This is a genomic window from Ensifer sp. BR816 (assembly GCF_000378985.1).
Classification (GTDB): domain Bacteria; phylum Pseudomonadota; class Alphaproteobacteria; order Rhizobiales; family Rhizobiaceae; genus Sinorhizobium.
In genome coordinates this window covers 300,576-326,334 of sequence record NZ_KB905370.1, presented here as the reverse complement: position 1 = coordinate 326,334, position 25,759 = coordinate 300,576, and the positions used below count along the sequence as shown (strand labels likewise).

At 63.1% G+C, this 25,759-nt stretch carries 21 protein-coding genes; 12 read left to right on the top strand and 9 right to left on the bottom strand.

The window, feature by feature from the left end; all coding sequences use genetic code 11:
* Positions 1–83 precede the first annotated feature (83 nt).
* Both RHIBR816_RS0101590 and RHIBR816_RS0101585 read left to right on the top strand, forming a co-directional pair.
* Entirely contained in the window at positions 84–494 is a 411-nt protein-coding gene (locus RHIBR816_RS0101590) for a hypothetical protein (protein WP_018234785.1), read from the top strand.
* Between the two features lie 73 nt (positions 495–567).
* Positions 568–930: a GFA family protein gene (locus RHIBR816_RS0101585; protein ID WP_018234784.1), complete on the top strand. Its 363-nt coding sequence runs from the start codon at positions 568–570 to the stop codon at positions 928–930.
* Positions 931–947: 17 nt separating this feature from the next.
* On the opposite strand, the gene edd is transcribed toward RHIBR816_RS0101585, so the two are convergent.
* The 5 genes from edd to RHIBR816_RS0101560 all read right to left on the bottom strand — a co-directional run bounded on the left by edd (position 948) and on the right by RHIBR816_RS0101560 (position 7,958).
* A complete protein-coding gene (gene edd, locus RHIBR816_RS0101580; protein WP_018234783.1) occupies positions 948–2,768 on the bottom strand; it encodes a phosphogluconate dehydratase in 1,821 nt (606 codons plus the stop codon).
* A gap of 123 nt (positions 2,769–2,891) precedes the next feature.
* Positions 2,892–3,590, bottom strand: a complete 699-nt coding sequence (gene pgl / locus RHIBR816_RS0101575) for a 6-phosphogluconolactonase (protein WP_018234782.1) — start codon at positions 3,588–3,590, stop codon at positions 2,892–2,894.
* Positions 3,591–3,600: 10 nt separating this feature from the next.
* Positions 3,601–5,076: a glucose-6-phosphate dehydrogenase gene (gene zwf, locus RHIBR816_RS0101570; RefSeq protein WP_018234781.1), complete on the bottom strand. Its 1,476-nt coding sequence runs from the start codon at positions 5,074–5,076 to the stop codon at positions 3,601–3,603.
* Positions 5,077–5,218: 142 nt separating this feature from the next.
* Positions 5,219–6,505, bottom strand: coding sequence for an FAD-binding oxidoreductase (locus RHIBR816_RS0101565; protein ID WP_026186538.1), 1,287 nt, complete (start codon positions 6,503–6,505; stop codon positions 5,219–5,221).
* Between the two features lie 16 nt (positions 6,506–6,521).
* Entirely contained in the window at positions 6,522–7,958 is a 1,437-nt protein-coding gene (locus tag RHIBR816_RS0101560; protein ID WP_018234779.1) for a glutamine synthetase family protein, read from the bottom strand.
* Between the two features lie 225 nt (positions 7,959–8,183).
* Between RHIBR816_RS0101560 and RHIBR816_RS0101555 the strand changes: the two genes are divergently transcribed.
* The 4 genes from RHIBR816_RS0101555 to RHIBR816_RS0101535 all read left to right on the top strand — a co-directional run bounded on the left by RHIBR816_RS0101555 (position 8,184) and on the right by RHIBR816_RS0101535 (position 13,855).
* Entirely contained in the window at positions 8,184–9,368 is a 1,185-nt protein-coding gene (locus RHIBR816_RS0101555; protein ID WP_018234778.1) for an NAD(P)/FAD-dependent oxidoreductase, read from the top strand.
* A gap of 222 nt (positions 9,369–9,590) precedes the next feature.
* Complete coding sequence (locus RHIBR816_RS37880) at positions 9,591–9,731, top strand: hypothetical protein (protein WP_018234777.1); 141 nt, start codon at positions 9,591–9,593, stop codon at positions 9,729–9,731.
* A gap of 351 nt (positions 9,732–10,082) precedes the next feature.
* Positions 10,083–12,608, top strand: coding sequence for a methyl-accepting chemotaxis protein (locus RHIBR816_RS0101545; RefSeq protein ID WP_018234775.1), 2,526 nt, complete (start codon positions 10,083–10,085; stop codon positions 12,606–12,608).
* Positions 12,609–12,979: 371 nt separating this feature from the next.
* A complete protein-coding gene (locus RHIBR816_RS0101535) occupies positions 12,980–13,855 on the top strand; it encodes a LysR family transcriptional regulator (RefSeq protein WP_026186536.1) in 876 nt (291 codons plus the stop codon).
* A gap of 51 nt (positions 13,856–13,906) precedes the next feature.
* Here RHIBR816_RS0101535 and RHIBR816_RS38845 read toward each other — a convergent pair whose 3' ends face one another.
* From RHIBR816_RS38845 to aceA, 3 genes are all read right to left on the bottom strand, one after another.
* Positions 13,907–14,029 carry a hypothetical protein gene (locus RHIBR816_RS38845; protein WP_018234772.1) on the bottom strand — a complete coding sequence of 41 codons (123 nt, stop codon included), beginning with the start codon at positions 14,027–14,029 and terminating at the stop codon, positions 13,907–13,909.
* Complete coding sequence (locus RHIBR816_RS0101525) at positions 14,029–14,268, bottom strand: hypothetical protein (RefSeq protein WP_018234771.1); 240 nt, start codon at positions 14,266–14,268, stop codon at positions 14,029–14,031. Before RHIBR816_RS0101525 ends, RHIBR816_RS38845 begins: the two co-directional genes overlap by 1 nt.
* A gap of 117 nt (positions 14,269–14,385) precedes the next feature.
* Complete coding sequence (gene aceA / locus RHIBR816_RS0101520) at positions 14,386–15,675, bottom strand: isocitrate lyase (RefSeq protein WP_018234770.1); 1,290 nt, start codon at positions 15,673–15,675, stop codon at positions 14,386–14,388.
* Between the two features lie 228 nt (positions 15,676–15,903).
* On the opposite strand from aceA, the gene RHIBR816_RS0101515 reads away from it, so the two are divergent.
* The 5 genes from RHIBR816_RS0101515 (at position 15,904) to RHIBR816_RS0101495 (ending at position 21,752) form a co-directional block, all read left to right on the top strand.
* Complete coding sequence (locus RHIBR816_RS0101515) at positions 15,904–17,313, top strand: short-chain fatty acyl-CoA regulator family protein (protein ID WP_018234769.1); 1,410 nt, start codon at positions 15,904–15,906, stop codon at positions 17,311–17,313.
* Between the two features lie 306 nt (positions 17,314–17,619).
* Entirely contained in the window at positions 17,620–18,714 is a 1,095-nt protein-coding gene (locus RHIBR816_RS0101510; protein WP_018234768.1) for a polyamine ABC transporter substrate-binding protein, read from the top strand.
* A 154-nt stretch (positions 18,715–18,868) separates the two neighbouring features.
* Entirely contained in the window at positions 18,869–20,011 is a 1,143-nt protein-coding gene (locus RHIBR816_RS0101505) for an ABC transporter ATP-binding protein (protein WP_018234767.1), read from the top strand.
* A gap of 4 nt (positions 20,012–20,015) precedes the next feature.
* Positions 20,016–20,927: an ABC transporter permease subunit gene (locus RHIBR816_RS0101500; protein WP_018234766.1), complete on the top strand. Its 912-nt coding sequence runs from the start codon at positions 20,016–20,018 to the stop codon at positions 20,925–20,927.
* Positions 20,928–20,930: 3 nt separating this feature from the next.
* Positions 20,931–21,752 carry an ABC transporter permease gene (locus RHIBR816_RS0101495; RefSeq protein WP_018234765.1) on the top strand — a complete coding sequence of 274 codons (822 nt, stop codon included), beginning with the start codon at positions 20,931–20,933 and terminating at the stop codon, positions 21,750–21,752.
* Between the two features lie 9 nt (positions 21,753–21,761).
* Here RHIBR816_RS0101495 and RHIBR816_RS0101490 read toward each other — a convergent pair whose 3' ends face one another.
* Positions 21,762–23,582 (bottom strand): AsmA-like C-terminal region-containing protein, encoded by a 1,821-nt coding sequence (locus tag RHIBR816_RS0101490; RefSeq protein WP_026186535.1) that lies wholly within the window; start codon positions 23,580–23,582, stop codon positions 21,762–21,764.
* Between the two features lie 167 nt (positions 23,583–23,749).
* Here RHIBR816_RS0101490 and RHIBR816_RS0101485 point away from each other — a divergent pair, with 167 nt between their 5' ends.
* Complete coding sequence (locus tag RHIBR816_RS0101485) at positions 23,750–25,702, top strand: acetoacetate--CoA ligase (RefSeq protein WP_026186534.1); 1,953 nt, start codon at positions 23,750–23,752, stop codon at positions 25,700–25,702.
* The last annotated feature ends 57 nt before the right edge of the window (positions 25,703–25,759 follow it).

Sequence of the window (25,759 nt, the reverse complement as noted above, 5' to 3'; positions counted from 1 at the left end):
TTGTGTGCCGGGCCTGGGCCCAAACTCTCTGTTAAATTTCACGGGATAGCGTGACTGCAATTGGAATGCGAAAGGTGAATTCTATGAGCGGCGCGGCGCCCGTAATGCCCCGGCACTTTCTCAACAAGGAAGAGTCGTTCATGTATGATCGGGAGGCGAACTTCCCGATGGAGGACACGCGGAACGACGCGCGGATCGAATTCACCGAGAAGGGAATGCAGAACCTGTCGTCGCGCCGCTGCGAGATCATCAAGCTCTCGAAAAGCAGCGCCGTGCTCGGCATCGTGACGAAGTTCCAGCTTCCGCAGAATTTCTATCTCGACATCCCGAGCGCTCGCATTCCGCTGATCGGCTGCCTGTTGAAGCGGGTCCACGGCAACAACCTCATCGAGGCCCGGTTCCTGCGGCTGTTGAGCGATCGCGACCTGAATCGGATCTTCGTCTACAGCACCCATCCGAACCATCGCAACCGCACGCTGGACATCTATCGCTGAACGCGGAAAGCTCGTTCGCGACGTGATCGAGCCCGGTCGGCCACGTGAGTGAGCGCAAGCGAGGGAGCCGCCAATGCAACGACCCTATCGCCTGTCCTGTCACTGCGGCGAAATCGTAGTCGAGGTTGACGCTGAACTTTCGCGGCTCGTCGAGTGCAACTGCTCGACCTGCCGGCGCTCGGGGTTCCTTCACTGGAAGGTGGATGCCGACGCCGTCAGGCTCGTCACGCAAAAGCGCCGGATGTCGACCTATATCTGGCGCGGCCTGACGGAGGGGCACCACTTTTGCGCCACATGCGGGACGGCAATCATGCGCAGCGGCTATCCGGGCGACCGCCTGTCGCTCAATGCTCGCTGCATCGAGGGCGTGGACGTCTTTGCGCTCGAGGTCGAGCGATATGACCGGAACGATATGCCTCCCGGACCGCTTCCCTAAACGAGTGCTGCGCTAGTCTAGTGGAACAACACGCTTGCGCCGGCGTCGGCGGTGCCGGCGATCTGCCGGAACGGCGCGAAGAGCTCGCGGCCCATGCCGAAATCGTTGTCAGAGAGGTCGATATGCGCCGGCACGCGCGTCTTCAGCGCGATGTCGTCGATCTTGACCTCGATCGTTCCCTTGACCGCGTCGATGCGGACGATATCGCCCTCCTGGACGCGGGCGATCGGCCCGGCGTCCTTGGCTTCCGGCGTGACATGGATGGCCGCCGGCACCTTGCCCGACGCGCCGGACATGCGGCCGTCGGTAAGGAGCGCCACCTTCTGGCCGCGGTCCTGCAGGATGCCGAGCACCGTCGTCAGCTTGTGGAGCTCGGGCATGCCGTTCGCCTTCGGGCCCTGGAACCGGACGACGGCGACGAAATCGCCTTCGAGCTTGCCCGCCTTGAAGGCCGCGTTGAGCTCGGCCTGATCGTTGAAGATCTTGGCAGGAGCTTCGATGACATGGCGATCCGGCTTGACGGCCGAGATCTTGATGACCGCCTTGCCGAGATTGCCGGTCAGCATTTTGAGGCCGCCGGTGTGCTGGAAGGGTTGGTCGATGGTTGAGAGCACCTTCGGATCCGCGCTTTGCTCAGGCGCCGGCACGCGCTTGACGGTGCCGTTTTCGCCGAGCTTGACGTCGATCGCATAGGCGTCGAGCCCCTGGCCGAAGACGGTCCGGACGTCGTCGTGCAGCAGGCCGTTCTTGAGAAGCTGGGCAATCAGGAAGCCCATGCCGCCGGCCGCGTGGAAGTGGTTCACATCCGCAAGCCCGTTCGGATAGACGCGGGCGAGCAGCGGCACGATGTCGGAGAGTTCCGAGATATCCTGCCAGGTCAGCGCGATACCGGCGGCGCGCGCCATGGCGACGAGGTGCATGGTGTGATTGGTGGAACCGCCGGTCGCATGCAGACCGACGACGCCGTTGACGATCGAGCGTTCGTCGATCATCTCGCCGGCGGGCGTGAATTCATTGCCAAGCGCGGTGATCGCCAGGGCCCGCTTGGCCGCCTCCTTGGTCAGCGCGTCGCGCAGCGGCGTGCCGGGATTGATGAAGGAGGCGCCCGGCAGGTGGAAGCCCATGATCTCCATCAGCATCTGGTTGGAGTTTGCCGTGCCGTAGAAGGTGCAGGTACCGGGGCCGTGATAGGACTTCGATTCCGCCTCGAGCAGTTCGTCGCGGCCGACCTTGCCTTCGGCGAAGAGCTGGCGGATCTTCGCCTTCTCGTCATTCGGCAGGCCGGAGGTCATCGGCCCGGCCGGGATGAAGACGGCGGGCAGATGGCCGAAGGTCAGCGCCGCGATCGTCAGGCCCGGCACGATCTTGTCGCAGACGCCGAGGTAGACGGCGGCATCGAACATGTTGTGCGAGAGGCCGACGCCGGCGGCCATGGCGATCAGATCGCGCGAGAAGAGCGACAGTTCCATGCCGGGCTGCCCCTGGGTGACACCGTCGCACATCGCCGGCACCCCGCCCGCAACCTGCGCCACGCCGCCCGCCTCGCTGGCCGCCTCGCGGATCAGTGCCGGATAGGTTTCGAACGGCTGATGCGCCGAGAGCATGTCGTTATAGGAGGTGATGATGCCGAGGTTCGGGACGCGGTCGCCGGCGAGCGCCACCTTCTCGGCGGGGGAACAGACGGCAAATCCATGCGCGAGGTTGCCGCAGCCGAGCACACTGCGGTGCGGCCCATTCGCCGCGGCGCCGCGGATGCGTTCCAGGTAAGGTTCGCGATAGGGTTTCGAACGCTCGACGATACGGGCGGTGATGGCGGCAATGCGGGAATCGGCGGACATGGCACATCCTGTTCCGGAGTCTTCGGACCCCTTGGTCTTTATCCTGTCATCGGCTTACAGCGGCAATGCTTCCAGGCGGCGCGTCGCTGTAACGCCTTGAATGCTGTATCTTGCCCGGACGCGTTAGGGCGCCCAGTAGATCTGCAGCGGCGATGCCGCCCGCCTCAGCACGGCGCGGATCGGCATTTCGGCTTCCTGGCCCGCTGCTTGCGCTCGGGCAAGGACCTCCTTCTTCCCCTCTCCCTCGATATGAAGGACGAGATATCCGGCATCCTCAAGGCTCGAGAACGTCAAGGTGAGGCGGGTTTCGCCGGCCCCCTCGGCCTCCATCGTGATCACGCCGCGCGGCGTTTTCGGATCGAGTGCTTCTGCGAGCCGAGTCCCGCCTGGAAAGAACGATGCGGTGTGGCCGTCCGTTCCCATGCCGAGCACGACAACGTCGAAGGGGGCAGGGATCGCGGCCGTTTTCCTGCTGGCGATTGCAGCCGCATCCTCGGCCGTCGCCGCGGTCTGATAGAGCGGCACGAAGCGCGCCACGGCCGCCTTGTTCTGAATGAGGTTGGCGGCGACGAGCGCGTGATTGGAGCGGTCGCTCTCCGGCGGCACGAAACGCTCGTCGACGAGGGTGATCGTCACCTTCGTCCAATCGAGGTCGCGCTCTGACAGGGCGCGGAAAAACGCCTTAGGCGTCGAGCCGCCCGAAAGCGCGATGCTCGCCGCGCCGCGCGCCGCAATCGCCGCGGCGAGCCTGGCGCCGATCATATCGGCAAGCCCTTCCGCCAGCGCGGCTCCATTCTCGTACGTATGCAGGATCTCGCTCATGGGGCCGGTCCTAGATCGTGTCGTTCCAGGTGCGGCCGTCGCGTTCGATGAGCGCGATCGCCTGGCTCGGTCCCCAGGTTCCGGCGGTGTAGCCCTGTACCTGTTGTCCCGTCGTTTCCCAGGCCTTGAGGATCGGATCGACCCAATGCCAGGCGGCCTCCACTTCGTCGCGGCGCACGAAGAGTGTCTGGTTGTTGCGGATGACGTCGAGCAGCAGCCGCTCATAAGCATCGGCATTGCGCACGCCGAAGGCCTCGGCAAAGCTCATGTCGAGGGGGACGTTCCTGAGGCGCATGCCGCCCGGTCCGGGGTCCTTGATCATCAGCGATTGCTTGACGCCCTCGTTCGGCTGCAGCCGGATCATCAACTGGTTGGCGGAGATGCGCCCGGCGCTGTTGTCGAAGATCGAGTGCGGGATCTGCTTGAAGGTAATGACGATTTCCGACATGCGGCCGGCCATGCGCTTGCCGGTGCGGATGTAGAACGGCACTCCGGCCCAGCGCCAGTTGCTGATCTCGGCCTTGATCGCGACGAAGGTTTCCGTGTTGGAAACGCCGCCTTCGAGCTCTTCGAGGTAGCCCTTGACCGGGCCGCCGGCCGATGCGCCGGCGCGATACTGGCCACGCACCGTGACCTGCTCGGCATTGGCGGCGGTGATCGGCTTCAGGGCTCTCAGCACCTTGAGCTTCTCGTCGCGCACGGCTTCCGCGTCCATCGAGGTCGGCGCTTCCATGGCGACGAAACAGACGAGCTGGAGAATGTGGTTCTGCACCATGTCGCGGAGTGCGCCCGCCTTGTCGTAGTAGCCGGCGCGATTTTCCAGGCCGACCGATTCGGCGACGGTGATCTGCACGTGGTCGATATGGGCCGAGTTCCACAGCGGCTCGTAAAGTGCGTTGGCGAAGCGCAGCGCCATCAGGTTCTGCACCGTCTCCTTGCCGAGATAGTGATCGATGCGGAAGATCTGCTCTTCGCGGAACACCTTGCCAATCGTGTCGTTCAATTCCGTCGCGGAAGCGAGATCGCGTCCGATCGGCTTTTCGACGACGATGCGGGTGTTCCTGGTGATGAGCTTGTGATCGCGGATCCGCTCGGAAATATCGCCGAAGATCGCCGGGCCGACGGCCAGATAGAAGGCGCGGGTGCGATCCTTGCCTTCATCCAGGATTTTCTTCAGGTCGTCCCAGCCCTGTTCCGATTTCGCGTCGACCGAGACGTAGGAGAGCCGCGCGGCGAACTTCTCGACCTCGGCTTCGTCGAACTCGCCGGACTTCAGGTGCTCCTTGAGCGCGTCGGTCGCGAATTTGCGATATTCGTCATGGGTGAGGGCAGCACGCGAGGCGCCGATGATTCGCGTCGGTTCGCTGAACTGGCCTTCCATCTGGCGATGGTAGAGGGCCGGCAACAGCTTGCGCTCCGCAAGATCGCCGGTGCCGCCGAACACGACATAGTCAAACGGTTCGACTGGAATGATCTGGCTGCTCATGGGATGTCTCGATCTCGTTCAGGTCAGGGGCAGATATAATCTAATCGATTTAAAAGCGCTAGGGTGCAACGCAACAAAATCGTATCTGCGCAACTTTTCCAACGCATGACGCTCTGCCATCGAGCTTCGGAATCATGCGGCTCTAAAGCCGATCGCGCAAGGCATACCAGCTCAGTGCAAGGAAGAGCAGGGCAGACCGGAAGCGCGTTCCGCCGGGGAAAGCCCGGATTTTCAGATCTCTGAGGAGTTCCAGTTCCGTCGCTCGGCCGAGTGCGAGATCGGCATAGAGTTTGCCGCAATAGTTGGCGAGCATGACGCCGTGGCCGGAATAACCGCCGATGCTCGTCACCCCCGGCATGACCTCGCGGCAGAAGGGCTGGCGCGGTATGGTGATGCCGACCGAGCCGCCCCAGGCATGGGTGATGTCGATATCGGCGAGGGTCGGGTAGATCTCGCTGATCTGGCGGCGAATGTGGCTGGAAATGTCGCGTGGGTTGTCGGAGGTATAGGCTTCGCGCCCGCCGAACAGCAGGCGGCCATCCTTCGATTTGCGGAAATAGCGAACGACGAAACGCGAATCGTCGACGGATTCGCCACCGGGAAGAATGTCGGGATGGTTCGTCAGCACGGTCGTCGCTCCGATGAAGGAGCGGATCGGCATGACGTGGCTGGCGGTCACCGGCTCGAGATTGCCGATATAGGCGTTGCAGGCGATCAGCGCCCGTTCGGCGGTGATCGTGCCCCGGTTCGTCTCGATAACGACCGCGCCGCCCTTTTTCTCGATCTTCAGCGCCTTGGTCTGTTCGTAGAGATTGGCCCCGGCAAGGGCCGCTTGCCTTGCGAGCCCGACCAGGAGCTTCATCGGATGGATATGGCCGGTGCCGGCGTCGCGGATGCCGAAGTGATAGCGGCTCGAGCCAAGCCGGCTTGCGGTCTCTTCGCGGTCCATGAAGGTGAGATGCGGATAGCCGAACCTTACCGCCATCGCCTCGACATGGCGGCGATAGTCGGTCTCGAAGCTCTTCTTGTGGCCGACGGAGAGTTGGCCGGGCACGAATTCGATATCGATCCCGTGCGCGCTGGCGAAATCGAGCACATAGCGCTTGGCGTTCTCCGCCATGTTGAAGAGCAGCTGCGCGCGCTCGTGTCCGAGCAGCTCTTCGGCCTCGTCGGCCCAGGCGCGCTGGCCGGTGCCGAATTGGCCGCCATTGCGCCCCGAGGCGCCATCACCGAACCGGCAGGCGTCGATCAGCGTGACGTCGGCCCCGCCCTTCGCAAGGTTAAAGGCGGCCTGCAGCCCCGTATAGCCTCCGCCGATGATAGCGACATCGGCCTGGCGCGTGCCCGGCATTGCCGGATAGCTGGGCCGGTCCGGAACGGTCGCCTCGTACCAGGAGATTCCAGGCGAGATCGGGCTTTGCCAGGTCATGCGCATGCCCCTCGAATCAGACGTTGAGGAGCAGGAATTCGCGTTCCCACGGACTGATGACCTGCATGAAGGTCTCGAACTCGCCGCGCTTCACGCCGGCATAGATGGCAATGAACTCCGCACTGAAGACCTCCGCAAGCGACGGCGCCGATTCGAGCAGCGAAATGGCTTCGAGCAGGCCGCGCGGCAGGTCGATTTCGCCCTCATTCGCCGTGTCTTCCGAGGGCGGCGTCGGCTGCAGGTCCTCCATGATGCCGAGATAGCCGCAGCCGAGCGAGGCGGCGAGCGCCAAATAGGGGTTCGCATCGGAGCTCGGCAGGCGGTTTTCGATGCGCCGCGCGACCGGGTCCGAAACAGGAATTCGGAAGGCTGTCGTCCGGTTGTCGTAGCCCCAGGCGGTGTTGACCGGCGCTGACATGTCCGGTGTCAGGCGCCGGTAGGAGTTCACGTAGGGCGCCATCATCGACAGCGTCTTCGGCACGTAATGCTGCATGCCGCCAATGAAGGAGAAGAACTCCCTGGAGGGCGAGCCGTCCGCGCTGGAGAAGATATTGCGACCGGTCTCGATATCGAGAACCGATTGATGGATGTGCATTGCCGAGCCCGGCTGACCCTGCATCGGCTTCGCCATGAAAGTGGCGTAGATGCCGTGCTTCAGCGCCGCCTCGCGGATGGTGCGCTTGAACAGGAACACTTGGTCGGCAAGTTCGATCGGGTCGCCATGTCGCAGATTGATCTCGAGCTGCGCCGGTCCCTCTTCATGGATCAGCGTGTCGATCTCGAGCCCCTGCTTTTCCGAGAAATGGTAGATGTCGTCGATCAGTTCGTCGAATTCGTTGATGCCGGCGATCGAATAGCCCTGGCCGCCGAGAATGGAGCGGCCGGAGCGGCCCTTCGGCGGACGCAGCGGGTAGTCCGGGTCGTCGTTCTGGGCGACGAGGTAGAATTCGATCTCGGGCGCGACGACCGGTTTCCAGCCCTTTTGGCGATAGAGGTCGAGCACGCGCTTCAAAACATTGCGCGGCGTATAGCTGATCTGCTCGCCCTGCGAGCCGACGATGTCGCAGATCACCTGCGCCGTCGGATCGCTTTCCCACGGGACGATGGAGATAGTCGAAAGGTCCGGTACCAGCTTGATGTCGCTGTCGCGCGAGTCGTAGCGAAACTGGCCGGTCTCTTCCGGATATTCGCCGGAGATGGTGTGGCGGTAGATCGCCGAAGGCAGCGCCAGCGATGTGTTGGACGTGAATTTGGAGGTCGGCATCATCTTGCCGCGCGGCACGCCGGCAAGGTCCGGGGTGATGCATTCGATATCTTCGATGCCGCGGATCTTCAGCCAGTCGACCGCTTCCTTCCAGGTCTTGACGCCCCGGGGGGAATGCAGGGCGAGGGGAACTCCCGTACTCTTGCTGACCTTTGTTGTCTGTTGGGCAACGCTTCTCTTGGAAGACATAAATCACCGGATTCTGCTTCGGATAGCGCGCATCATAGCCGCCCTTTGCCAATTGGCTACTGCATGCTTCGGTAAATCGGATGCGCTTCACGGCAAAACATGCAGGCTTCCAAATCGCCGCAACGACTTTTCGGTGTCTGCAAAACGCCCGGCGATGCGATGCTTCGCGATTGACTTTTCGCCTTCTGCCGGAAAGGAAGGCGAAAAACGCGAAGAGGGCTCTCCGTGATCGAAAAGCAGGACGTGGTGATCATCGGGGCGGGTGCCGCCGGCATGATGTGCGCGATCGAGGCGGGGAAGCGCGGCCGCCGTGTCGTCGTCGTCGATCATGCCAAGGCGCCGGGCGAGAAGATCCGCATATCGGGCGGCGGCCGCTGCAACTTCACCAATAGTCACACCGGCCCCAAGAATTTCCTTTCCGACAATCCGCATTTCTGCAAGTCGGCGCTTGCCCGCTACCGCCCACAGGATTTCGTGGCGCTCGTCGAGCGGCACGGCATCGCCTGGCATGAGAAGACGCTGGGGCAGCTTTTCTGCGATCACTCGGCCAAGGACATCATCCGCATGCTCCTTGCCGAGATGACGGAAGCAGGCGCGATGCTGCGGCTCGAGACGACGATATCGGCCGTGGAACGGACCGCCTCGGGTTTTCGCGTCAACACCAGCGCCGGGACGATCGACGTCGCCTCGCTGGTGATTGCGAGCGGCGGAAAATCGATCCCCAAGATGGGCGCGACGGGCTTTGCCTATAGGATTGCCGAGCAGTTCGGTGTGCCGATCGTCGAGACGCGGCCGGCCTTGGTCCCCTTCACCCTCGACCCACCCCAGCTCGAAAAGCTCGGCGCGCTTGCCGGCGTCGCGGCCGATGCCGAGGTGCGCTTCGGCAAGGTTGCCTTCCGCGAGGCGGTGCTCATCACCCATCGCGGCTTGAGTGGACCGGCGATCCTGCAGATCTCCTCCTACTGGCGCGAGGGCGCGGAGGTCGTCCTGCGCTTGATGCCGGACATCGACATCGCCTCAATCCTGAAGGGCATGCGCCGCACCAGCGGACGCCAGGCGGCGCAGACCGCCCTGGCCGACATCCTGCCGCGGAGGCTCGCGCAGTTCTTTGCCGAGGAGGCAAAGCTCGCCGGGCGCCTGCTTGCCGATCTTTCGGACAAGGCGATCGACGCGCTCGCGGCGTCCATCCAGGCCTGGACGTTGAAGCCGGCCGGCACGGAGGGCTACCGGACTGCCGAAGTAACGCTCGGCGGGGTCGATACACGCGCGCTCGATTCGCGGACCATGCAAGCGACGAACATCCCCGGCCTCTATTTCATCGGCGAATGCGTCGACGTCACCGGCTGGCTCGGCGGCTACAATTTTCAATGGGCCTGGGCCTCGGGCTTTGCGGCCGGTCAAGAGGTGTAACGTCTGCGCAAAATTGGTGATTTGCGTCTTCAGCCATTTTTAAGGGAAATAGTCGAATCTGCTTTCATACGGCTCCACAGCCGGCAGAGGACTGGCAGAACGGTCCCGAAACAGAGACCAGACTGTTTCCATTCATGGCCTTTCCTCAGCCGCAGGATGGTTGCACCATGAAGCGCATGGCAAGACCTGATGGGTCCTGCCGAGGAGTAAGGACAGGATGCCATGACCCAGAAACGTCGCCGTCCCCGTGCCATTGCCATCGCCCGCGCCGATGACAGACGCCCGCAAGGCGAACTGGTTGCTTTCGCCGCGACTCTTGCGCTTTTCGCGACCGCAGCTTTTGCAATTTTCTCCTCGTTCTGATTTCCCCTTCCTGCGCGGACGGAAACCGTTCGCTGGCGGTTTGCCGCGGACGCGAGCGCGAGCCCCGGAACTGGCTTAGACCACTCCAATAAGATCGCCCCCGGGCGCAAAGCCGCGCTTATAAGAATCTTAATCGTTCAAAACGAATATGCGCAAAGACGTGAGTCCGTCAGGTCCTCGCCGCCCGGAGCGGTGCGGTCCGCAATGATTGCCGACGGACTGGCGGCGCGCGCCGCATGACTTCCGAAAAACATCCGCCTGTTTGCGCATCGGGTGGCGCCAAGGGTTCCGTTCGGACGCTTGACGCCATTGGGGGAGGCCAAACGCGCGCTGGGAGCCAAGGTGTTTTCCATGCTCATTGACAGGATTCTTGCCCGTTTCAAGATCCAGACGAAGGTTCTGTTCTTCATCCTGCCGTTCGTCGTCAGCATCACCGCGGTCGGCATTACCGGCCTCTATGCCTCGGGCCTGCTGCAGGGTCGCATGGAGATCTCGAACAGCGTCTTGCAGACGCTGAGCGGCTTCAAGGATGTCTATGCCGGGATGAATCAGTTCCTGCACGAGACCACCGAGGAGAGCCGCAAGGCGGTCCAGGACACGATCGTTGCGCAGAAACAGGTCCTGGCCGACACGGCGGCGCAGGTCGCCGGCGCAAGCGGCGAAACGGAACTGACTGCCGCGATCGCCGCCACGAACGACATCGAGGCCCGCATCGACGAACTCTGGACCCTGCACGAGGGGGAGCAGAAGCTTCGCGCGGCAACGAAGGCCAATCTCGAGAAGTTGGCCGCCGAGCAAGTGAAGATCAATGAGGAAACGAACCGGCTGCAATATGAGGTGCGCAAGAACGAAAACGCGGCAAAGACAATGCTGCGCAACGCCGAGAAGCTCATGCGCGCCAGCCGGTTTTATACCGAGTTTGCCACCGAGGTCAGCAAAGCGATCACGGTCGAGGAAAAACTGAAGGTCGCGAAGGAGCTTTTCCCGCAGATCAGCCGCACGCAGCGCGACATCTTCACCCTGCTGCCCAAGGGCGAGAAGTCGCTCGCCGAAACGGTCAATTCGGCTGCTGGGGCGATCGGCGCGCTGATCAAGGCGCCGGCCGGTCCCGAAACGCTGGCCACCCTGTCGAAATTTGTCGATCGTTTCCGCAATGCCAGTTTCCGCCTGGAGGCCGCATCCGTCGGAAAGATGCGCGACGCGACGCAGATCTTCGCTGAACTCGATGGCAAGATCGCCGCGACCGAGTCGGTCCTGACCGCCACGCGCCGGCTTTCCGTCTCGATCACCGATATTCAGATCGCCACGGCCGCTTTCCTCGGCAACACCGACGAGGAGAACCGCCAGAAGCTTCTGGACAAGTTCCTGGCCGTTCAGTCCAACCTCACGACCTTGCGCGGTATCGCGAAGGACCTGAGCTTCTTCGATGCGATGGCCGAAACGGTCTTGCCGGTCATCAATGCGATGAAGAAGGACGGCGCTTCGCTGGTCGAGATCACCGACAAGCGGAGGGTGGAATTCAACGCGGCCGGTGCATCGATCAACGAGATCTGGAACGACCTCACCGGATTTGCCGAGCAGCAGAAGGTCGCCGCCGGCACGGAGCGGGAGGAAGCCAACCAGATCTCGGTCGCTGCCACGGTGGCCGGCGTGGTGATTGCGCTGCTCGCGGGGATTGCCCTCACGCTGACCTTGAAGCGGCCGATCGGACAGATCACCGCGGCCATGCGCCGGCTCGCCGACGGCATGCTCGATACGGCGATCGACGGCGATGCCCGGCGCGACGAGATCGGCGACATGGCGCGCGCGCTTGGCGTCTTCAAGGAGAATGCCCTTTCGAAGGTGCGTATCGAGGCCGAGAGTGCGGAAGAGCGCACCCGTGCCGAGGCCGAACGCAACCGCAACGATGCCGACAAGCGCGAGCTCGACCGGCAGATCGATCTCGCCGTCAGCGAACTTGCGGCCGGCCTCGGACGACTTGCCCAGGGGGATCTCTCGCAGCAGATCGATGTGCCGTTCCATGGCCGGCTGGAGCAGCTGCGACAGGACTTCAATGGCTCGCTCATCCGCCTGCAGGATACGCTGGCGCAGATCCGCGGCAATGCCCAGGCGATCCAGCAGAGCGGGGCCAACATGCACCATTCCGCCGATGCGCTGTCGCGGCGGACGGAGGCCCAGGCCGCCTCGCTCGAACAGACGGCAGCGGCCGTCGAGCAGATCACCGCGACGGTACGCTCTTCGGCAGAGCGCGCCCACGAGGCGAACCAGTCGGTTACCGAAACCAAGCGGAGCGCCGACAGTTCGGCGACCGTGGTCGCCAACGCCATCGCCGCCATGGGCCGCATCGAGGATGCTTCGCGCCAGATCGAGCAGATCATCGAAGTGATCGACGACATCGCCTTCCAGACCAACCTGCTCGCCTTGAACGCCGGCATCGAAGCGGCACGCGCCGGCGAGGCGGGCAAGGGCTTCGCGGTCGTCGCCCAGGAGGTTCGCGAACTGGCGCAGCGCTCGGCCGAGGCGGCACGGGAAATCAAGGGACTGATCAACAAGTCGACGGACGAGGTCAGCTCCGGCTCGCTGCTCGTCAAGGAGACCGGGGCCGTACTTGCCTCGATCAGCGCGCAGATCGTCACCGTCAGCCAGCATGTCGAGATGATCGCCACCGCAAGCCGCGACCAAGCGACGGCGCTGCACGAGGTCAACGGTTCCGTCAACCAGATGGACCAGATGACCCAGCAGAACGCCACCATGGTCGAGGAGGCGACGGCCACCAGCCGCGCGCTGGCGACCCAGGCCGATACGCTGATGATGCTGGTCGAGCAATTCCGGCTGGAACCGGAGAGCGGAGCCGGTCAGGCCTATCGCGCCGCATAGCCGGGACGGGCCGTCCTTCCGCTACAACGCACGATAAACCGAACGCCGCGCATCCCTGATGCGCGGCGTCTTCATTTGTTCGAGCGGGGTTTAAGGCGCCAAGCACGGAATGCCGTCGCAATCGTCGCGTCTTTGAGCCGGTCGCGATTTGCGGAAGAGCGCGGCGAGTAGGCCTTCCGTGAGGGTTTCCGATCGGCCTCTCGATCGACGCTCGAATTCTTCGTCCCAGCGCCGGTTTCTCGAGGCCATGTCGAACAGCAGGGCCATTGCCATCATGTCCATGGTGATGCTCCTCATCTCTTGGGCATCTCCTCTTTTATGCATCTGAAACTGTTTTACATACAGTCGATATTCTCATATGTTTTTCACCCATGAAAAACGTGGATTGGGACATATATCGCTGTTTCATGACCGTGGCGCGCGGCGGCGGGCTGACCGGGGCGGCGCAGGCGACGGGGCTCAGTCCCGCCACCATCGGACGGCGGATGCTGGAACTCGAGGAGCGCACCGGGCGGGCCCTCTTTGTTCGCAGCCAAACCGGCTATGCGCTGACGGCCGAGGGCCGTTTCCTGTTCGAGCAGTTGCAGGAGATGGAGGCGGCAGCCCGCAAGGTCGAAAGCTGGCGGAAGGAGGGCGAGGGCGCAACGATCGTCCGCATTGCCGCTGGCACCTGGGTCTCCTGGCTGATCGCCGAAAACTTCCCGGCGATCTGCACGGAACGCGACCCGTTCATGATTTGGCTGTCAATCGGCGAAGCGCGGGCAAGCCTCGCCTATCGGGAGAGCGACATCGGCATTCGCGCCTTCGAGCCCGAGGAAACCTATCTCGCCGCCCGGCCGGTCGGTGAGGTCGCCTACGCCGCCTATCGCCAAAAAAACGCGCCTGGCGGAACGGATCGTTGGGTCGCCGTCGCCGAAGACGAGGCCCTTTCCGCCTATCTGCGCTGGCCGCACGAAAATGCGTCCGGCCGGCTCATGGCAACCGTCAGCCGCCCCCGCTCCCTGCTCGATCTGGCGCGCGCCGGGGCGGGAACGGCGGTGCTGCCCTGTTTCGTCGGCGATCTCGATCCCCAACTGGAAAGGGCCGGCGACGAGATCGGACCACTTACGCATCGCCAATGGATCGTCATGAACAACGAGGACCGCCACCGGCGGGACATTCGCACTGTCGTCGATCGGATGACACGGCTGCTGCGCAGCCATGCGGATCTCTTTGCCGGCAAACGGCCGCGGCGAAATATTGCGTAAACGCCGATCGGCCGGCTTGCGCCGGCCGATACGTCCTGTTCGTTCAGTCGATCAATTGAGATCGGATCTTTCGAGAACCCGAACCTCAAGTGCTTGCATGCTGCGATACCGGATCTCCTGCCAGAGCGCAGCGCCGAGCATGAGCGCGGTCGCGGCCGCGGCGAGCGTCGCCATCAGGGCCGGCCCTGGGTGACGATGACCGGGATCAACAGGTCGCCCCAGTTGCCGTCGCCGCCGTGGTGGCGCGCCGAGCGCACCAGTTCGACCGAGACGCCGGCCTCGACGGCCTTCATGACCGACTGGTTGAGGCGGTGCAGGTCGTTGGCGACCATGCGGATCGCCGCCTGCTGGTCCGGGGTCATGGCCGATGACTGTTCCTCGGCCCGTTCCTTGACGCGTGTCTGTACTGTCATGGGAGTGCTCCTTTGAAGGTTAGAGCCGGCGCGGGGGGATACCATTATCCGGGCCCGCTTACGGTTCGAGATTCTGATATTTCCGGGGCGCGCAACGGGCAGGGATGTCGCGCGCCCTCATTCCGCCGCCGGGCGGAACTGATCGTGTTCGGTCGATTCCTTCATCGCCGTCGTGGACGACTGGCCGCCGGTGATCGCCAGCGACACGGCGTCGAAATAGCCGGTGCCGACTTCGCGCTGGTGCTTGGTCGCCGTGTAGCCGTTCACCTCGGCCGCGAACTCCGCTTCCTGCAGCTCCGAATAGGCGGCCATCTGCCGGTCCTTGTAGCCGCGCGCCAGCTCGAACATGCCGTAGTTCAGCTGATGGAAGCCGGCGAGCGTGATGAACTGGAACTTGTAGCCCATGGCGCCGAGCTCCCGCTGGAACTTGGCGATCGTCGCGTCGTCGAGGTTCTTCTTCCAGTTGAACGACGGCGAGCAATTATAGGCGAGCAGCTTGCCCGGATGCGCCTTGTGTACGCCCTCGGCGAATTTGCGTGCCTGTTCGAGGTCCGGCTTCGACGTCTCGCACCAGATGAGGTCGCAATGTGGCGCATAGGCGATGGCGCGCGCAATGCACGGCTCGATCCCGTTTTTCACCTGGTGGAAGCCTTCCACCGTGCGGCCGGCATCGTAGTCGACGAAGGGACGGTCGCGCTCGTCGATGTCCGAGGTCAGCAGCTTGGCCGCTTCCGCGTCGGTGCGGGCGATGACCAGCGTCGGCGTGCCCATGACGTCGGCGGCAAGCCGCGCAGCGTTCAGGTTGCGGATATGCGCCGCGGTCGGGATCAGCACTTTGCCGCCCAGATGGCCGCACTTCTTTTCCGAGGCGAGCTGGTCTTCGTAGTGGACGCCCGCCGCACCGGCCTCGATGAAAGCCTTCATGATCTCGAAGGCATTGAGCGGCCCGCCGAAGCCGGCTTCCGCGTCGGCGACGATCGGCGCGAACCAGGTGTCGACCGAAAGGCCCTTGCCTTCCGAGGTTTCGATCTGGTCGGCCCGCTGCAGGGTGCGATTGATCCGTTTCGCAAGTTCCGGCGCGGCATTCGCCGGGTAGAGCGACTGGTCCGGATACATGGCAGAGGCCGTATTGGCGTCAGCCGCGACCTGCCAGCCGGAGAGATAGATCGCCTTCAGGCCGGCGCGAACCATCTGCATCGCCTGGTTGCCGGAAAGCGCGCCGAGCGCGTTGACGAAGTCTTCCTCGTGAATGAGCTTCCAGAGGCGGTTTGCGCCCATCTCGGCAAGGGAATAACGGATCTCGACCGAGCCACGGAGACGCTGCACAGCCTCCGCGGAATAGGGCCGTTCGATGCCGTCGAAGCGGCCCTGCGGCGCGCTCGGAACCAGCTTGTAAAAATCAGTCATGCTTGTCTCCTCGTCAAAATCGTGAGCTCTACGACTTTTGTATTAGCTCGCTGAATACCGTGAACTGATATGACAGTTTTTACATTGCGCTGCGGAAACAGGCCACATCTTTTGCTGCTTCGCCACCGCAAAAGGGGTTACCTTGTCTTGCGTTTGACAAGGCGAAGCAGTAAAGCTGTAAAGATTGTCAAAGATGCCCTCGTGAAGATTCTGTAAAGGGAGTGACAAATGGCCGAGAACAAGATCTTCGCCGGGCCGCGTGTCAGGCGAATCCGCAACGGCCTTCAGCTGACGCAGACGGCGATGGCGGAGGCGCTTGGCATCTCGCCCTCCTACCTGAACCTGATCGAGCGCAACCAGCGGCCGTTGACGGTGCAACTGCTTCTCAAGCTGGCATCGGTCTACAAGGTCGATCTCGACGAATTGCAGGGCGAGGCGGGCGGCAGTCTCGCGGAGTTGCGCGAGGTCTTTGCCGACCCTTTGCTCGCCGGCGAACTGCCGGGAGATCAGGAACTGATCGAGGTCACCGAAGCGGCGCCCAATGTGTCGGGCGGCGTCGTCAAGCTCTATCGTGCCTATCGGGAACAGGCGTCGCGCCTCAAGGACCTGGCCGAACTCCTTGCCGGGCAGGGGCACATGGCGACGCTTGCCGACACGCGGCTGCCGCTCGACGAAGTCCGCGAGACCCTCGAGGGGCGGCCGAACCATTTCCCCCGGATCGAAGAGGTTATGGAGGCATTCCATACGACGCTGTCGCCGGGCGACGACCTGGCAGGTGCACTGAAGGCCTGGCTGAAAAGGGAACACGGCCTCGCCGTGCGGGCGCTGCCGGTGCATGTCATGCCGAACCTTCGCCGCCGTTTCGACCGACACTCGATGCGCCTCTTCATTTCCGAGCGGCTGTCGCCCTTTGATCAGACGCTCGAAATCGCCATGGAGGTCGCTTCGATCGCCTGTCACGAGGCGATCGTGGCAGAACTCGAGCAGATCCACTTTACGACCGCGGAGGCGCGTCGCATCGGCCGCTTCGAACTCGCGCGCTATGCCGCCCATGCGCTGATGATGCCCTACGCGGCCTTCCATGCCGCGGCCCAGCGGGCGAAGTGCGATATCGACCTTCTGAGGGCACGCTTCCAGGTGTCGTTCGAGCAGGCCGCCAATCGCCTGACATCGTTGCAGCGGCCCGGCGCCGCCGGCATTCCGTTCTTCCTGATGGAGATCGACAATGCCGGCCATCGCCTGCGCCGCGCCGGCGCACAGGGCTTTCCGCATGCCCGCTTCGGCGGTGCCTGCCCAAAGCTCAACATCCATGCGGCCTTCGCCGTTCCGGGGCAGATCCTCGTCGATCGCGTCGAAATGCCGGACGGCGGCGAATTCCTGACGGTCGCGCGCACGGTCGAAGGGCCGCAGGCTGGTTTCCAGGACCGGGTCAGGCGCACCGCGCTGCTGATCGGCTGTGACGCCGGCTTCGCGCAGGAGACTGTTTACGGGGCAGCACGCCTGCCGGCGATCGCCGTCGGCCCGGTCTGCCGCCTCTGTGAGCGCCAGGGCTGTCTGGCGCGCGCCGAGCCGCCGGTCACCCGACCGCTCGGTCTCGACGAGATGGCGACGGGTTTGAGTGTTTTCGATTTTCAATAGCTGTGCCGCGATTGCTTGCGCCTGCAACAGCAGGTCTTTTTGGTTCCGCGCGGACCGCTCGCGCCGGCACGTGGGCGGCGCTGGCGTGGCCTGCCGTCGGTGAAGTGCGGACGGGCGCGTAAGCCCCGGATTTTGCTTGTCCTTGCGAATGTGAAAACGACTGGGGAATGGCGGATTTGCCCGGTGCGAAAGCGCTTGAGGTTATTGAGAAACATGCCTAACTTCGGCATCGCAACGAACAACAGACAGGGCGCGACCGCGCGAAGAATGGGCGCTTGTCTCGAACCGATAAATGAGGGGAGTTGTATGTCCAAACTCATCGTCGCAACCTTGGCGGCCGCAATGCTCGCGGGAGCCGCCACGCTCGCTTCCGCCCAGGAGCGGGTCGTCAACGTCTATAACTGGTCGGATTATATCGACGACAGCATCCTTGAGGAGTTCACCAAGGAGACCGGCATCAAGGTCGTCTACGACGTTTTCGACTCCAACGAGATCCTGGAAACCAAGCTGCTGGCCGGCGGGTCCGGCTATGATGTCGTGGTTCCAACTGCATACTTCCTGCAGCGCCAGATTGCCGCGGGCGTGTTCCAGAAGCTGGACAAGTCGAAGCTGCCGAATCTCGCGAACATGTGGAACGTCATCATGGAGCGTACGGCCCAGTACGATCCGGGCAATGACTTCGCGGTCGACTACATGTGGGGCACGACCGGCATCGGCTACAATGTCGACAAGATGAAGGAAGTCCTCGGCACGGACGAGAAGCCGAACTGGGACGTCGTGTTCAATCCGGAGATCGCGGCGAAGTTCAAGGATTGCGGCATTCATCTCCTCGACTCGCCGACCGATATCATACCCTCGGCGCTTGCCTATCTCGGCCTCAATCCCGACAGCCACGACCAGGCCGATCTCGACAAGGCCGCCGACCTGCTCCTGAAGGTCCGGCCCTATATCCGCAAGTTCCACTCGTCGGAATATATCAATGCACTGGCAAATGGTGACATCTGCCTGGCGGTCGGCTTCTCCGGCGATATCTTCCAGGCGCGCGACCGTGCGGCCGAGGCGAAGGCAGGCGTGACGGTCGACTATTCGATCCCCGCGCAAGGGGCGCAGATGTGGTTCGACATGCTGGCGATTCCCGCCGATGCGCCGCATGTGGCCGAGGCGCACGAGTTCATCAACTACATGATGAAGCCGGAGGTCATCGCCAAGGCGTCGAACTATGTCTTCTACGCCAATGGCAACAAGGCCTCACAACAATTCCTCGACAAAGAAGTGCTCGAGGACACGGCCATCTATCCGCCGGACACGGTGATGCAGAAGCTCTTCACGGTCACCCCGTTCGAGCCGAAGGAGCAGCGGGTGCTGACCCGCCTCTGGACCAAGATCGTCACCGGCCAATAGAGCGAAGACAAAAATGCCCGGACCTGAAAATCCGGGCATTTCCTTAGGGCGGTTGGGAAAGACGGGAGCGGCGTCACATGGAGCGTGCGGACCCCTCCGTTCCTCGACAAGCGTGGCGTCGCGCCCATCCGGCTGTGGCATTCGGAGTTGAATGATGAAGTCTCTCGGTAGTATCCGGCGTTCCTTTGCACCTTGGGCGGACCCCGCCTCCAAACCATTCATTTCCGTCAAGAACGTGACGAAGAAGTTCGGCGACTTCACCGCCGTCGACGATCTTTCGCTGGACATCTACACACGCGAATTCTTCGCGCTGCTCGGCGCGTCCGGTTGCGGCAAGTCGACCCTGTTGCGCATGCTCGCCGGCTTCGAGCAGCCGACCTCGGGGGAAATCATCCTCGACGGCCAGAACCTCGCCGGCATCCCGCCCTACCGGCGGCCCGTCAACATGATGTTCCAGTCCTACGCGCTGTTCCCGCATATGACGGTCGAGAGCAATATCGCCTTCGGCCTGAAGCAGGACGGTATGCCGAAGGCCGATATCGCCGAGCGGGTGGGGCAGATGCTGAAGCTCGTCAAGCTCGAGAAATTTGCCCAGCGCAAGCCGCATCAGCTGTCCGGCGGACAGCGGCAGCGCGTGGCGCTTGCCCGTTCGCTGGCCAAGCGGCCCAAGGTGCTGTTGCTCGACGAACCGCTCGGCGCGCTCGACAAGAAGCTGCGCGAGGAAACCCAGTTCGAACTGATGGATCTGCAGCAGGAACTCGGTCTGACCTTTGTCATCGTCACCCATGACCAGGAAGAAGCGATGACCATGGCCGGCCGGATCGCCGTCATGAGCCACGGCAAGGTCGTCCAAGTGGCGACGCCGGCCGAGATCTACGAGGCGCCGAATTCGCGCTTCGTCGCCGACTTCATCGGCGACGTGAACCTGTTCGACGGCACGGTGACTGCGGCCGAAGGGGGCGCTGTCCGGATCGAAACGGCGGGCGGCATCCCGGTCCGCATGGCCTCGCCGGAGAAATTGGCGGACGGTGCAAGGGCCGCCGTCGCCATTCGCCCGGAGAAGATCAGGATCAGTCGTCAGCCACCAGCCCACGCGCCCGTCAATGCGGCCGAAGGCGAGATCTGGGACATCGGCTATCTCGGCGACATGACCGTCTTCCACGTCCGCCTGAAGGACGGCAAGGTCGTCAAGGCGTCTTCGCTCAACGCCGTGCGCGCCGTCGAGGATCCGCTCGGTTACGACCAGCAGGTGTGGGTCTCGTTCGGCGAAGATGCCGGCGTCGTCTTGAAGGATTGAAGCCATGGCGAAACTTGCCTCAGCCCTCGTCGGCCGCCTGGTGATCATCGTGCCCTATGCGTGGCTGCTGTTCTTCTTCCTCATTCCCTTCTTCATCGTGTTCCGGATTTCGCTGTCTGAGACCGCAATTGCGATGCCTCCCTATACGCCGGTCTTCGATCTGGCGGGTGGGCTCGCGGGCATCCTGGAGAAGATGCGCGAATTTTCGGCCGACAACTACGTCTGGCTGACGGAGGACGTTCTCTACTTCAACGCCTATGTGTCGAGCCTCATCATCGCGGCCATCTCGACGTTCCTGACGCTGCTCATCGGCTTTCCGATCGCCTATGGAATGGCCAAGGCACCGCGTTCGATCCGGCCGACATTACTGATGCTGGTGATCCTGCCCTTTTGGACGAGCTTCCTGATCAGGGTCTACGCCTGGATCGCCATCCTCAAGCCGGAGGGCCTGCTCAACCAGTTCCTGATCACCTTCGGCGTCATCGACCAGCCGCTGATCATCCTCAACACCAATACGGCGATCTATATCGGCATCGTCTATTCCTATCTTCCCTTCATGGTGCTGCCGATCTATTCGGCGCTCGAGAAGATGGATCATTCGCTGATCGAGGCGGCCCAGGACCTCGGCTGCACGCCGGTCAGCGCCTTCTGGCGGGTCACCTTCCCGCTGTCGCTGCCGGGCGTCGTCGCGGGCTGCCTGCTCGTCTTCATCCCGGCCGTCGGCGAGTTCGTCATTCCGGATCTCCTCGGGGGATCGGAGACATTGATGATCGGCAAGACGCTCTGGAACGAATTCAATGCCAACCGCGACTGGCCGGTATCGTCGGCGGTGGCCACGGTGCTGCTGTTGATCCTGGTCATTCCGATCGTCTATTTCCAGAATGTCCAGGCCAAGGCCGACGGCGAGGGGAAGTAGCAGATGGAAAAGTGGTCCCGCTTCAACATCGCCTCCGTCGTCCTCGGCTTCGGCTTTCTCTACCTGCCGATCGTGCTTCTGGTGATCTTCTCGTTCAACGAGTCGAAACTGGTGACGGTGTGGGCCGGTTTTTCGACTAAGTGGTACACCCAGCTTTGGCACAATCAGGGGCTCCTCGATGCCGCCTGGGTGACCATTCGCGTCGGGCTGCTGTCGGCAACCTGCGCGACCGTCCTCGGCACATTGGCCGCTCTCGCGCTGGTGCGCTATTCGCGCTTCCGCGGACGTGTGCTCTTTTCCGGCATGGTTTATGCGCCGCTGGTGATGCCGGAAGTGATCACCGGTCTCTCGCTGCTTCTGCTTTTCGTGGCGATCGGCCTCGATCGCGGTTTCTGGACGATCACGCTCGCCCACATCACTTTCACCATGTGTTTCGTTGCGGTCGTGGTTCAGTCGCGCCTGTTGAGCTTCGACCAGTCTATCGAGGAGGCGGCGCTGGACCTCGGCGCGACCCCGGTCAGGACCTTCTTCGCGATCACCCTGCCGGTGATCGCGCCGGCCGTCTTTTCGGGCTGGGTCCTGGCCTTCACCCTGTCGCTCGACGATCTCGTCATATCGAGCTTCACCACCGGGCCGGGCGCGACGACGCTGCCGATGAAGATCTACAGCCAGGTACGCCTCGGCGTGACGCCGGAGATCAATGCGATCTGCACGATCCTGATCGGTATCGTCGCGCTCGGCGTGATCGTCGCGTCGATCGTCACCAAGCGGCGGGAGGTCCAGCGCGAAAGGGATGAGCGCGCGGCCGTCGCGGCAAGTGGCTGACGATGCGGGCTATTTCGGAGCGACGAGAACGGAAAGCGGCGAAATAATCGCATTCGGCCAGGAGCCCCCGACGAAGAAGCGAACCGGTTGATTGCTGCCGGGCGTTCCGGTTTCGAGCGTCCCGGCAAGCGCCAGGCTGCCGTTGCGATAGGGGACCACGCCGGCGACCGACAAGTTGCCCGACGTTCCGACGAAATCGGCCAAGTCGAGCCGTGCCGTGCCGTCGGCAAAGCTTGCCTTTATGTTCGCAGCCTGGAAGTCGAAGCTGGCCTCGCTCGCTTGTGAAAGCGAGAAGAATTCGCCCTTGCGGACGAGATCGGCAAAGGCGTGTACGTCGAAGCCGGCGATGCTGCCGTTCCCCAGCGAAAAGTTGAGGTTGCCTGAAAAGTCGCCAAGGCCGGTTGCCCAGACGGCGCGGTCGGTTCCGATATCGATGCTGAGAATTCCTCTGCCGTCCGGAACTGGACCGTGGAGGCCGAAGCCGCCGAGCACTGCGGCGAAATCGGCATCCTTGAGACGTGCCTGTAGGCGGCCGCCATGCTCCAGCCCTTGTTCAGAGAGAACCACGCGGCCGCTCAAACTGCCATTGGCGTAATTGCTGTCGCCAATATCGATCGACGCACGCTTCCCGTCGATCATCACCCCAGCGGCGACGTCCGTCAGGTGCAAGGGACCAGCCAAAATCTCTTGAGAGGAAAGCCGAATGTCCGTGTGCCAGGCGCTGACGAAGGCTTCGACCAGGCGCCAAAGGCGGTCATCCCGGCCAAGCGGCGTGAGCGCTGCGACAGGAACGCCGTTGAGGTCGATGCGATCGAAGGCGAGCGTGCCCTCGATGCTGGGTGCCTTGCTGTCCTTCAGCGCGATATCCAGCACACCCGTTGCGCTGGCGCCGCCCATCGTGAACGCCAGTTCGTCCAGCTTGAGCGCCTTCTCGCCGGTTGCCACCTTGGTGTCGATGGTGAGCCCACCGGGCGGGAGCGCTGCTGCCGAGGTGCCCTGATACCACTGAACGAGCGCTGCGAGGGAGGGCACGGACATCTGCAGATGACCCGACGCGAAGGGAACGGAGGATAGATTGCCGACGCCCTCGAAGGAAAAGGTCAGCGGCGCCGATGTAATCGATGTCTTGAGCGAGGCGTTGCGCCTCGCGAAGAGAACGAGAGGATCCTCGCAGACGAACGCCCAGGCAACCTCCTCGCCGCTCAACCGCGCCGACAATTGCGCGCTCAATCGCTCCTGAAAGGAAGGCCATTTGACCGTTCCGGAGATGCCGGGAATGTCGACGTCGTTGCCCCCGGCCGCCCGGTCGAGGACGCGCAGCCGGCCATTGACGATAGCGATGTCTCCGAAAGGGCTTTGCTCAGTCGATGCGGCAGCCTCGGGCGGGGCAAGCCACTGCGGCCTTTGCCAATTGATCGTACCGTCGGCCCGGCGCTCGATGGTGACGACGGGGGCGACAAGGCTGATGTCTTCAAGCGTCGGTTCGCCGAGAAGGGCCGAAAGCGGGCTGAACGATGCGGTAATGCGGCCGATTTCGGCCAGGCGCCGGGGCTCGGGGCCGGTCGTTTCGATCGTCGCAGAGGGCAAGGTCAACAGCGGTTCCGGCCAGAATCGGAGCTCCGGTTCACCGTTGATTCTGCTCTTGCCGCCCGACCAACTGTCGAGTGTTCGCTCCATCGTGGCGCGCACGCCGGTTGTCGAAACAAGCAGGGGCAGCGCGGCGTTGTAGCCGACGGCGAGAAGTACCCCGACCACGGCGGACCAGACGAAACGGCGGCGGCGCAGGCGCAGCCTCAAGACGCGCGATATTTTCCGGAAAGGTCTGGTCATTTCAGTCGGTCGGCCACGCGTTCGGTGAAACCGTGTGGATAGGCCCTGAAGAGGGCAAATGCAACTGACATGGAAATGTCGTCTTCGCGAGCGCCGGACTGGCCTGCACGCTGTTTATTTTGCATTGCAGCATGGTATAGATCAGGGCCAGAGGAGTGGAGGAACGCATGCAAACAGATCGACCCTTGTGGGTTCCGGATGCCGAGACGCTTGCGCGGAGCCCGGTGACGCAGTTCATGGCCCAGTGCGAAGGGCGCGCCGGCGGCAAGTTTTCCGACTATGATGCCTTTCACGACTGGTCCGTGACAGAGCGCGGCGACTTCTGGACCGCCGTGTGGGAGGATTGCGGCGTCATCGGCGAGCGTGGCGACAAGGCGCTGGTCAACGGCGAGCAGATGCTGGAGGCCCGCTTCTTCCCGGACGCCAAGCTCAACTTTGCCGAAAACCTGCTGCGTGGGAGCGGCAGCGATGACGCCCTGATCTTCCGCGGCGAGGATCAGGTCCGTTATCGGCTCTCCTGGGACGAACTGCGCAGCCTGGTGTCACGCCTGCAACAGGCGCTGAAGGCGCAAGGCATCGGGGTCGGCGACCGTGTCGCCGCGATGATGCCGAACCTGCCGGAGACCATCGCGCTGATGCTCGCCACCGCCTCCGTCGGCGCCATCTGGTCGTCCTGTTCTCCTGATTTCGGCGAGCAGGGCGTTCTCGACCGCTTCGGACAGATCGGGCCCAAACTTTTCGTCGCATGCGACGGCTACTGGTACAACGGCAAGCGCCAGGATGTGGACGCGAAGGTGCGCGCCGTCGCGAAGGTGCTGGGCGTACCGACCCTCGTCGTTCCCTATGCGGGCGACAGCGCCGCGCTCGCGGCGGGAATCGAGGGCGGCGTGACGCTTCCCGACTTCATCGCCGCTTTCGAAGCCGGGCCGCTTGCCTTCGAGCGGCTTCCCTTCAGCCATCCGCTCTACATCCTGTTCTCCTCCGGCACGACCGGCGTGCCGAAATGCATTGTGCATTCGGCCGGCGGAACGCTTCTCCAACACCTCAAGGAACACCGGTATCACTGCGGGCTGAAGGAGGGCGAGCGGCTCTTCTACTTCACCACCTGCGGCTGGATGATGTGGAACTGGCTGGCCTCCGGCCTGGCAGTCGGCGCGACCCTGTGCCTCTATGACGGCTCGCCCTTCTATCCCGACGGCAACGTTCTCTTCGACTTTGCGGCCGAGGAGCGCTTTGCCGTCTTCGGAACTTCGGCAAAATACATCGATGCGGTGCGCAAAAGCGGGCTGACGCCGGCGACGAGGCACGATCTCTCGGCGCTGAGGCTCCTGACATCGACCGGCTCGCCGCTGTCGCCGGAGGGGTTCTCCTTTGTCTATGAGGGGATCAAGTCCGACGTCCAGCTCGCCTCGATCTCCGGCGGCACCGACATCGTCTCCTGCTTCGTGCTCGGCAACCCGCTGAAGCCGGTCTGGCGCGGCGAAATCCAGGGGCCGGGGCTCGGTCTTGCCATCGACGTCTGGAACGACGAGGGCAGGCCGGTGCGTGGCGAAAAGGGCGAACTCGTCTGCACCAAGGCCTTTCCGTCGATGCCGGTGATGTTCTGGAACGATCCCGAGGGCGCCAAGTATCGCGCTGCCTATTTCGAACGTTTCGACAATGTCTGGTGCCATGGCGACTTTGCCGAATGGACGCCGCATGGCGGCATCATCATCCACGGTCGTTCCGACGCGACGCTCAATCCGGGCGGCGTGCGCATCGGCACGGCGGAAATTTACAATCAGGTCGAACAGATGCCCGAGGTCGCCGAGGCGCTCTGCATCGGACAGGATTGGCAGGACGACGTCCGGGTGGTCCTCTTCGTGCGCCTGGCGCCTGGCGTTGCGCTGACGGAAGAGCTGACGCAGGCGATCAAGACGCGGATTCGCACCGGCGCCTCGCCGCGGCACGTGCCGGCCAAGATCGTTGCTGTCGCCGACATTCCGCGCACCAAATCCGGCAAGATCGTCGAGCTTGCGGTGCGCGACGTGGTGCATGGCCGTCCGGTCAAGAACAAGGAGGCACTGGCAAATCCCGAGGCGCTCGATCTCTTCGCCGGGCTGGAAGCGCTGAAGAACTGACGTGCTTGAGGTTGACGGCAGCGGTCGTTCGGGATCGAACCCATCGTTCTGCGTTAA

Bases quoted from the DNA above. Each gene is read 5' to 3' on its own strand.
- RHIBR816_RS0101590 (WP_018234785.1), top strand. From the start codon at position 84: ATGAGCGGCGCGGCGCCCGTAATGCCCCGGCACTTTCTCAACAAGGAA.
- RHIBR816_RS0101585 (WP_018234784.1), top strand. From the start codon at position 568: ATGCAACGACCCTATCGCCTGTCCTGTCACTGCGGCGAAATCGTAGTC.
- edd (WP_018234783.1), bottom strand. From the start codon at position 2,768: ATGTCCGCCGATTCCCGCATTGCCGCCATCACCGCCCGTATCGTCGAG.
- pgl (WP_018234782.1), bottom strand. From the start codon at position 3,590: ATGAGCGAGATCCTGCATACGTACGAGAATGGAGCCGCGCTGGCGGAA.
- zwf (WP_018234781.1), bottom strand. From the start codon at position 5,076: ATGAGCAGCCAGATCATTCCAGTCGAACCGTTTGACTATGTCGTGTTC.
- RHIBR816_RS0101565 (WP_026186538.1), bottom strand. From the start codon at position 6,505: ATGACCTGGCAAAGCCCGATCTCGCCTGGAATCTCCTGGTACGAGGCG.
- RHIBR816_RS0101560 (WP_018234779.1), bottom strand. From the start codon at position 7,958: ATGTCTTCCAAGAGAAGCGTTGCCCAACAGACAACAAAGGTCAGCAAG.
- RHIBR816_RS37880 (WP_018234777.1), top strand. From the start codon at position 9,591: ATGACCCAGAAACGTCGCCGTCCCCGTGCCATTGCCATCGCCCGCGCC.
- RHIBR816_RS0101545 (WP_018234775.1), top strand. From the start codon at position 10,083: ATGCTCATTGACAGGATTCTTGCCCGTTTCAAGATCCAGACGAAGGTT.
- RHIBR816_RS0101535 (WP_026186536.1), top strand. From the start codon at position 12,980: ATGAAAAACGTGGATTGGGACATATATCGCTGTTTCATGACCGTGGCG.
- RHIBR816_RS38845 (WP_018234772.1), bottom strand. From the start codon at position 14,029: ATGGCGACGCTCGCCGCGGCCGCGACCGCGCTCATGCTCGGCGCTGCG.
- RHIBR816_RS0101525 (WP_018234771.1), bottom strand. From the start codon at position 14,268: ATGACAGTACAGACACGCGTCAAGGAACGGGCCGAGGAACAGTCATCG.
- aceA (WP_018234770.1), bottom strand. From the start codon at position 15,675: ATGACTGATTTTTACAAGCTGGTTCCGAGCGCGCCGCAGGGCCGCTTC.
- RHIBR816_RS0101515 (WP_018234769.1), top strand. From the start codon at position 15,904: ATGGCCGAGAACAAGATCTTCGCCGGGCCGCGTGTCAGGCGAATCCGC.
- RHIBR816_RS0101510 (WP_018234768.1), top strand. From the start codon at position 17,620: ATGTCCAAACTCATCGTCGCAACCTTGGCGGCCGCAATGCTCGCGGGA.
- RHIBR816_RS0101505 (WP_018234767.1), top strand. From the start codon at position 18,869: ATGAAGTCTCTCGGTAGTATCCGGCGTTCCTTTGCACCTTGGGCGGAC.
- RHIBR816_RS0101500 (WP_018234766.1), top strand. From the start codon at position 20,016: ATGGCGAAACTTGCCTCAGCCCTCGTCGGCCGCCTGGTGATCATCGTG.
- RHIBR816_RS0101495 (WP_018234765.1), top strand. From the start codon at position 20,931: ATGGAAAAGTGGTCCCGCTTCAACATCGCCTCCGTCGTCCTCGGCTTC.
- RHIBR816_RS0101490 (WP_026186535.1), bottom strand. From the start codon at position 23,582: ATGACCAGACCTTTCCGGAAAATATCGCGCGTCTTGAGGCTGCGCCTG.
- RHIBR816_RS0101485 (WP_026186534.1), top strand. From the start codon at position 23,750: ATGCAAACAGATCGACCCTTGTGGGTTCCGGATGCCGAGACGCTTGCG.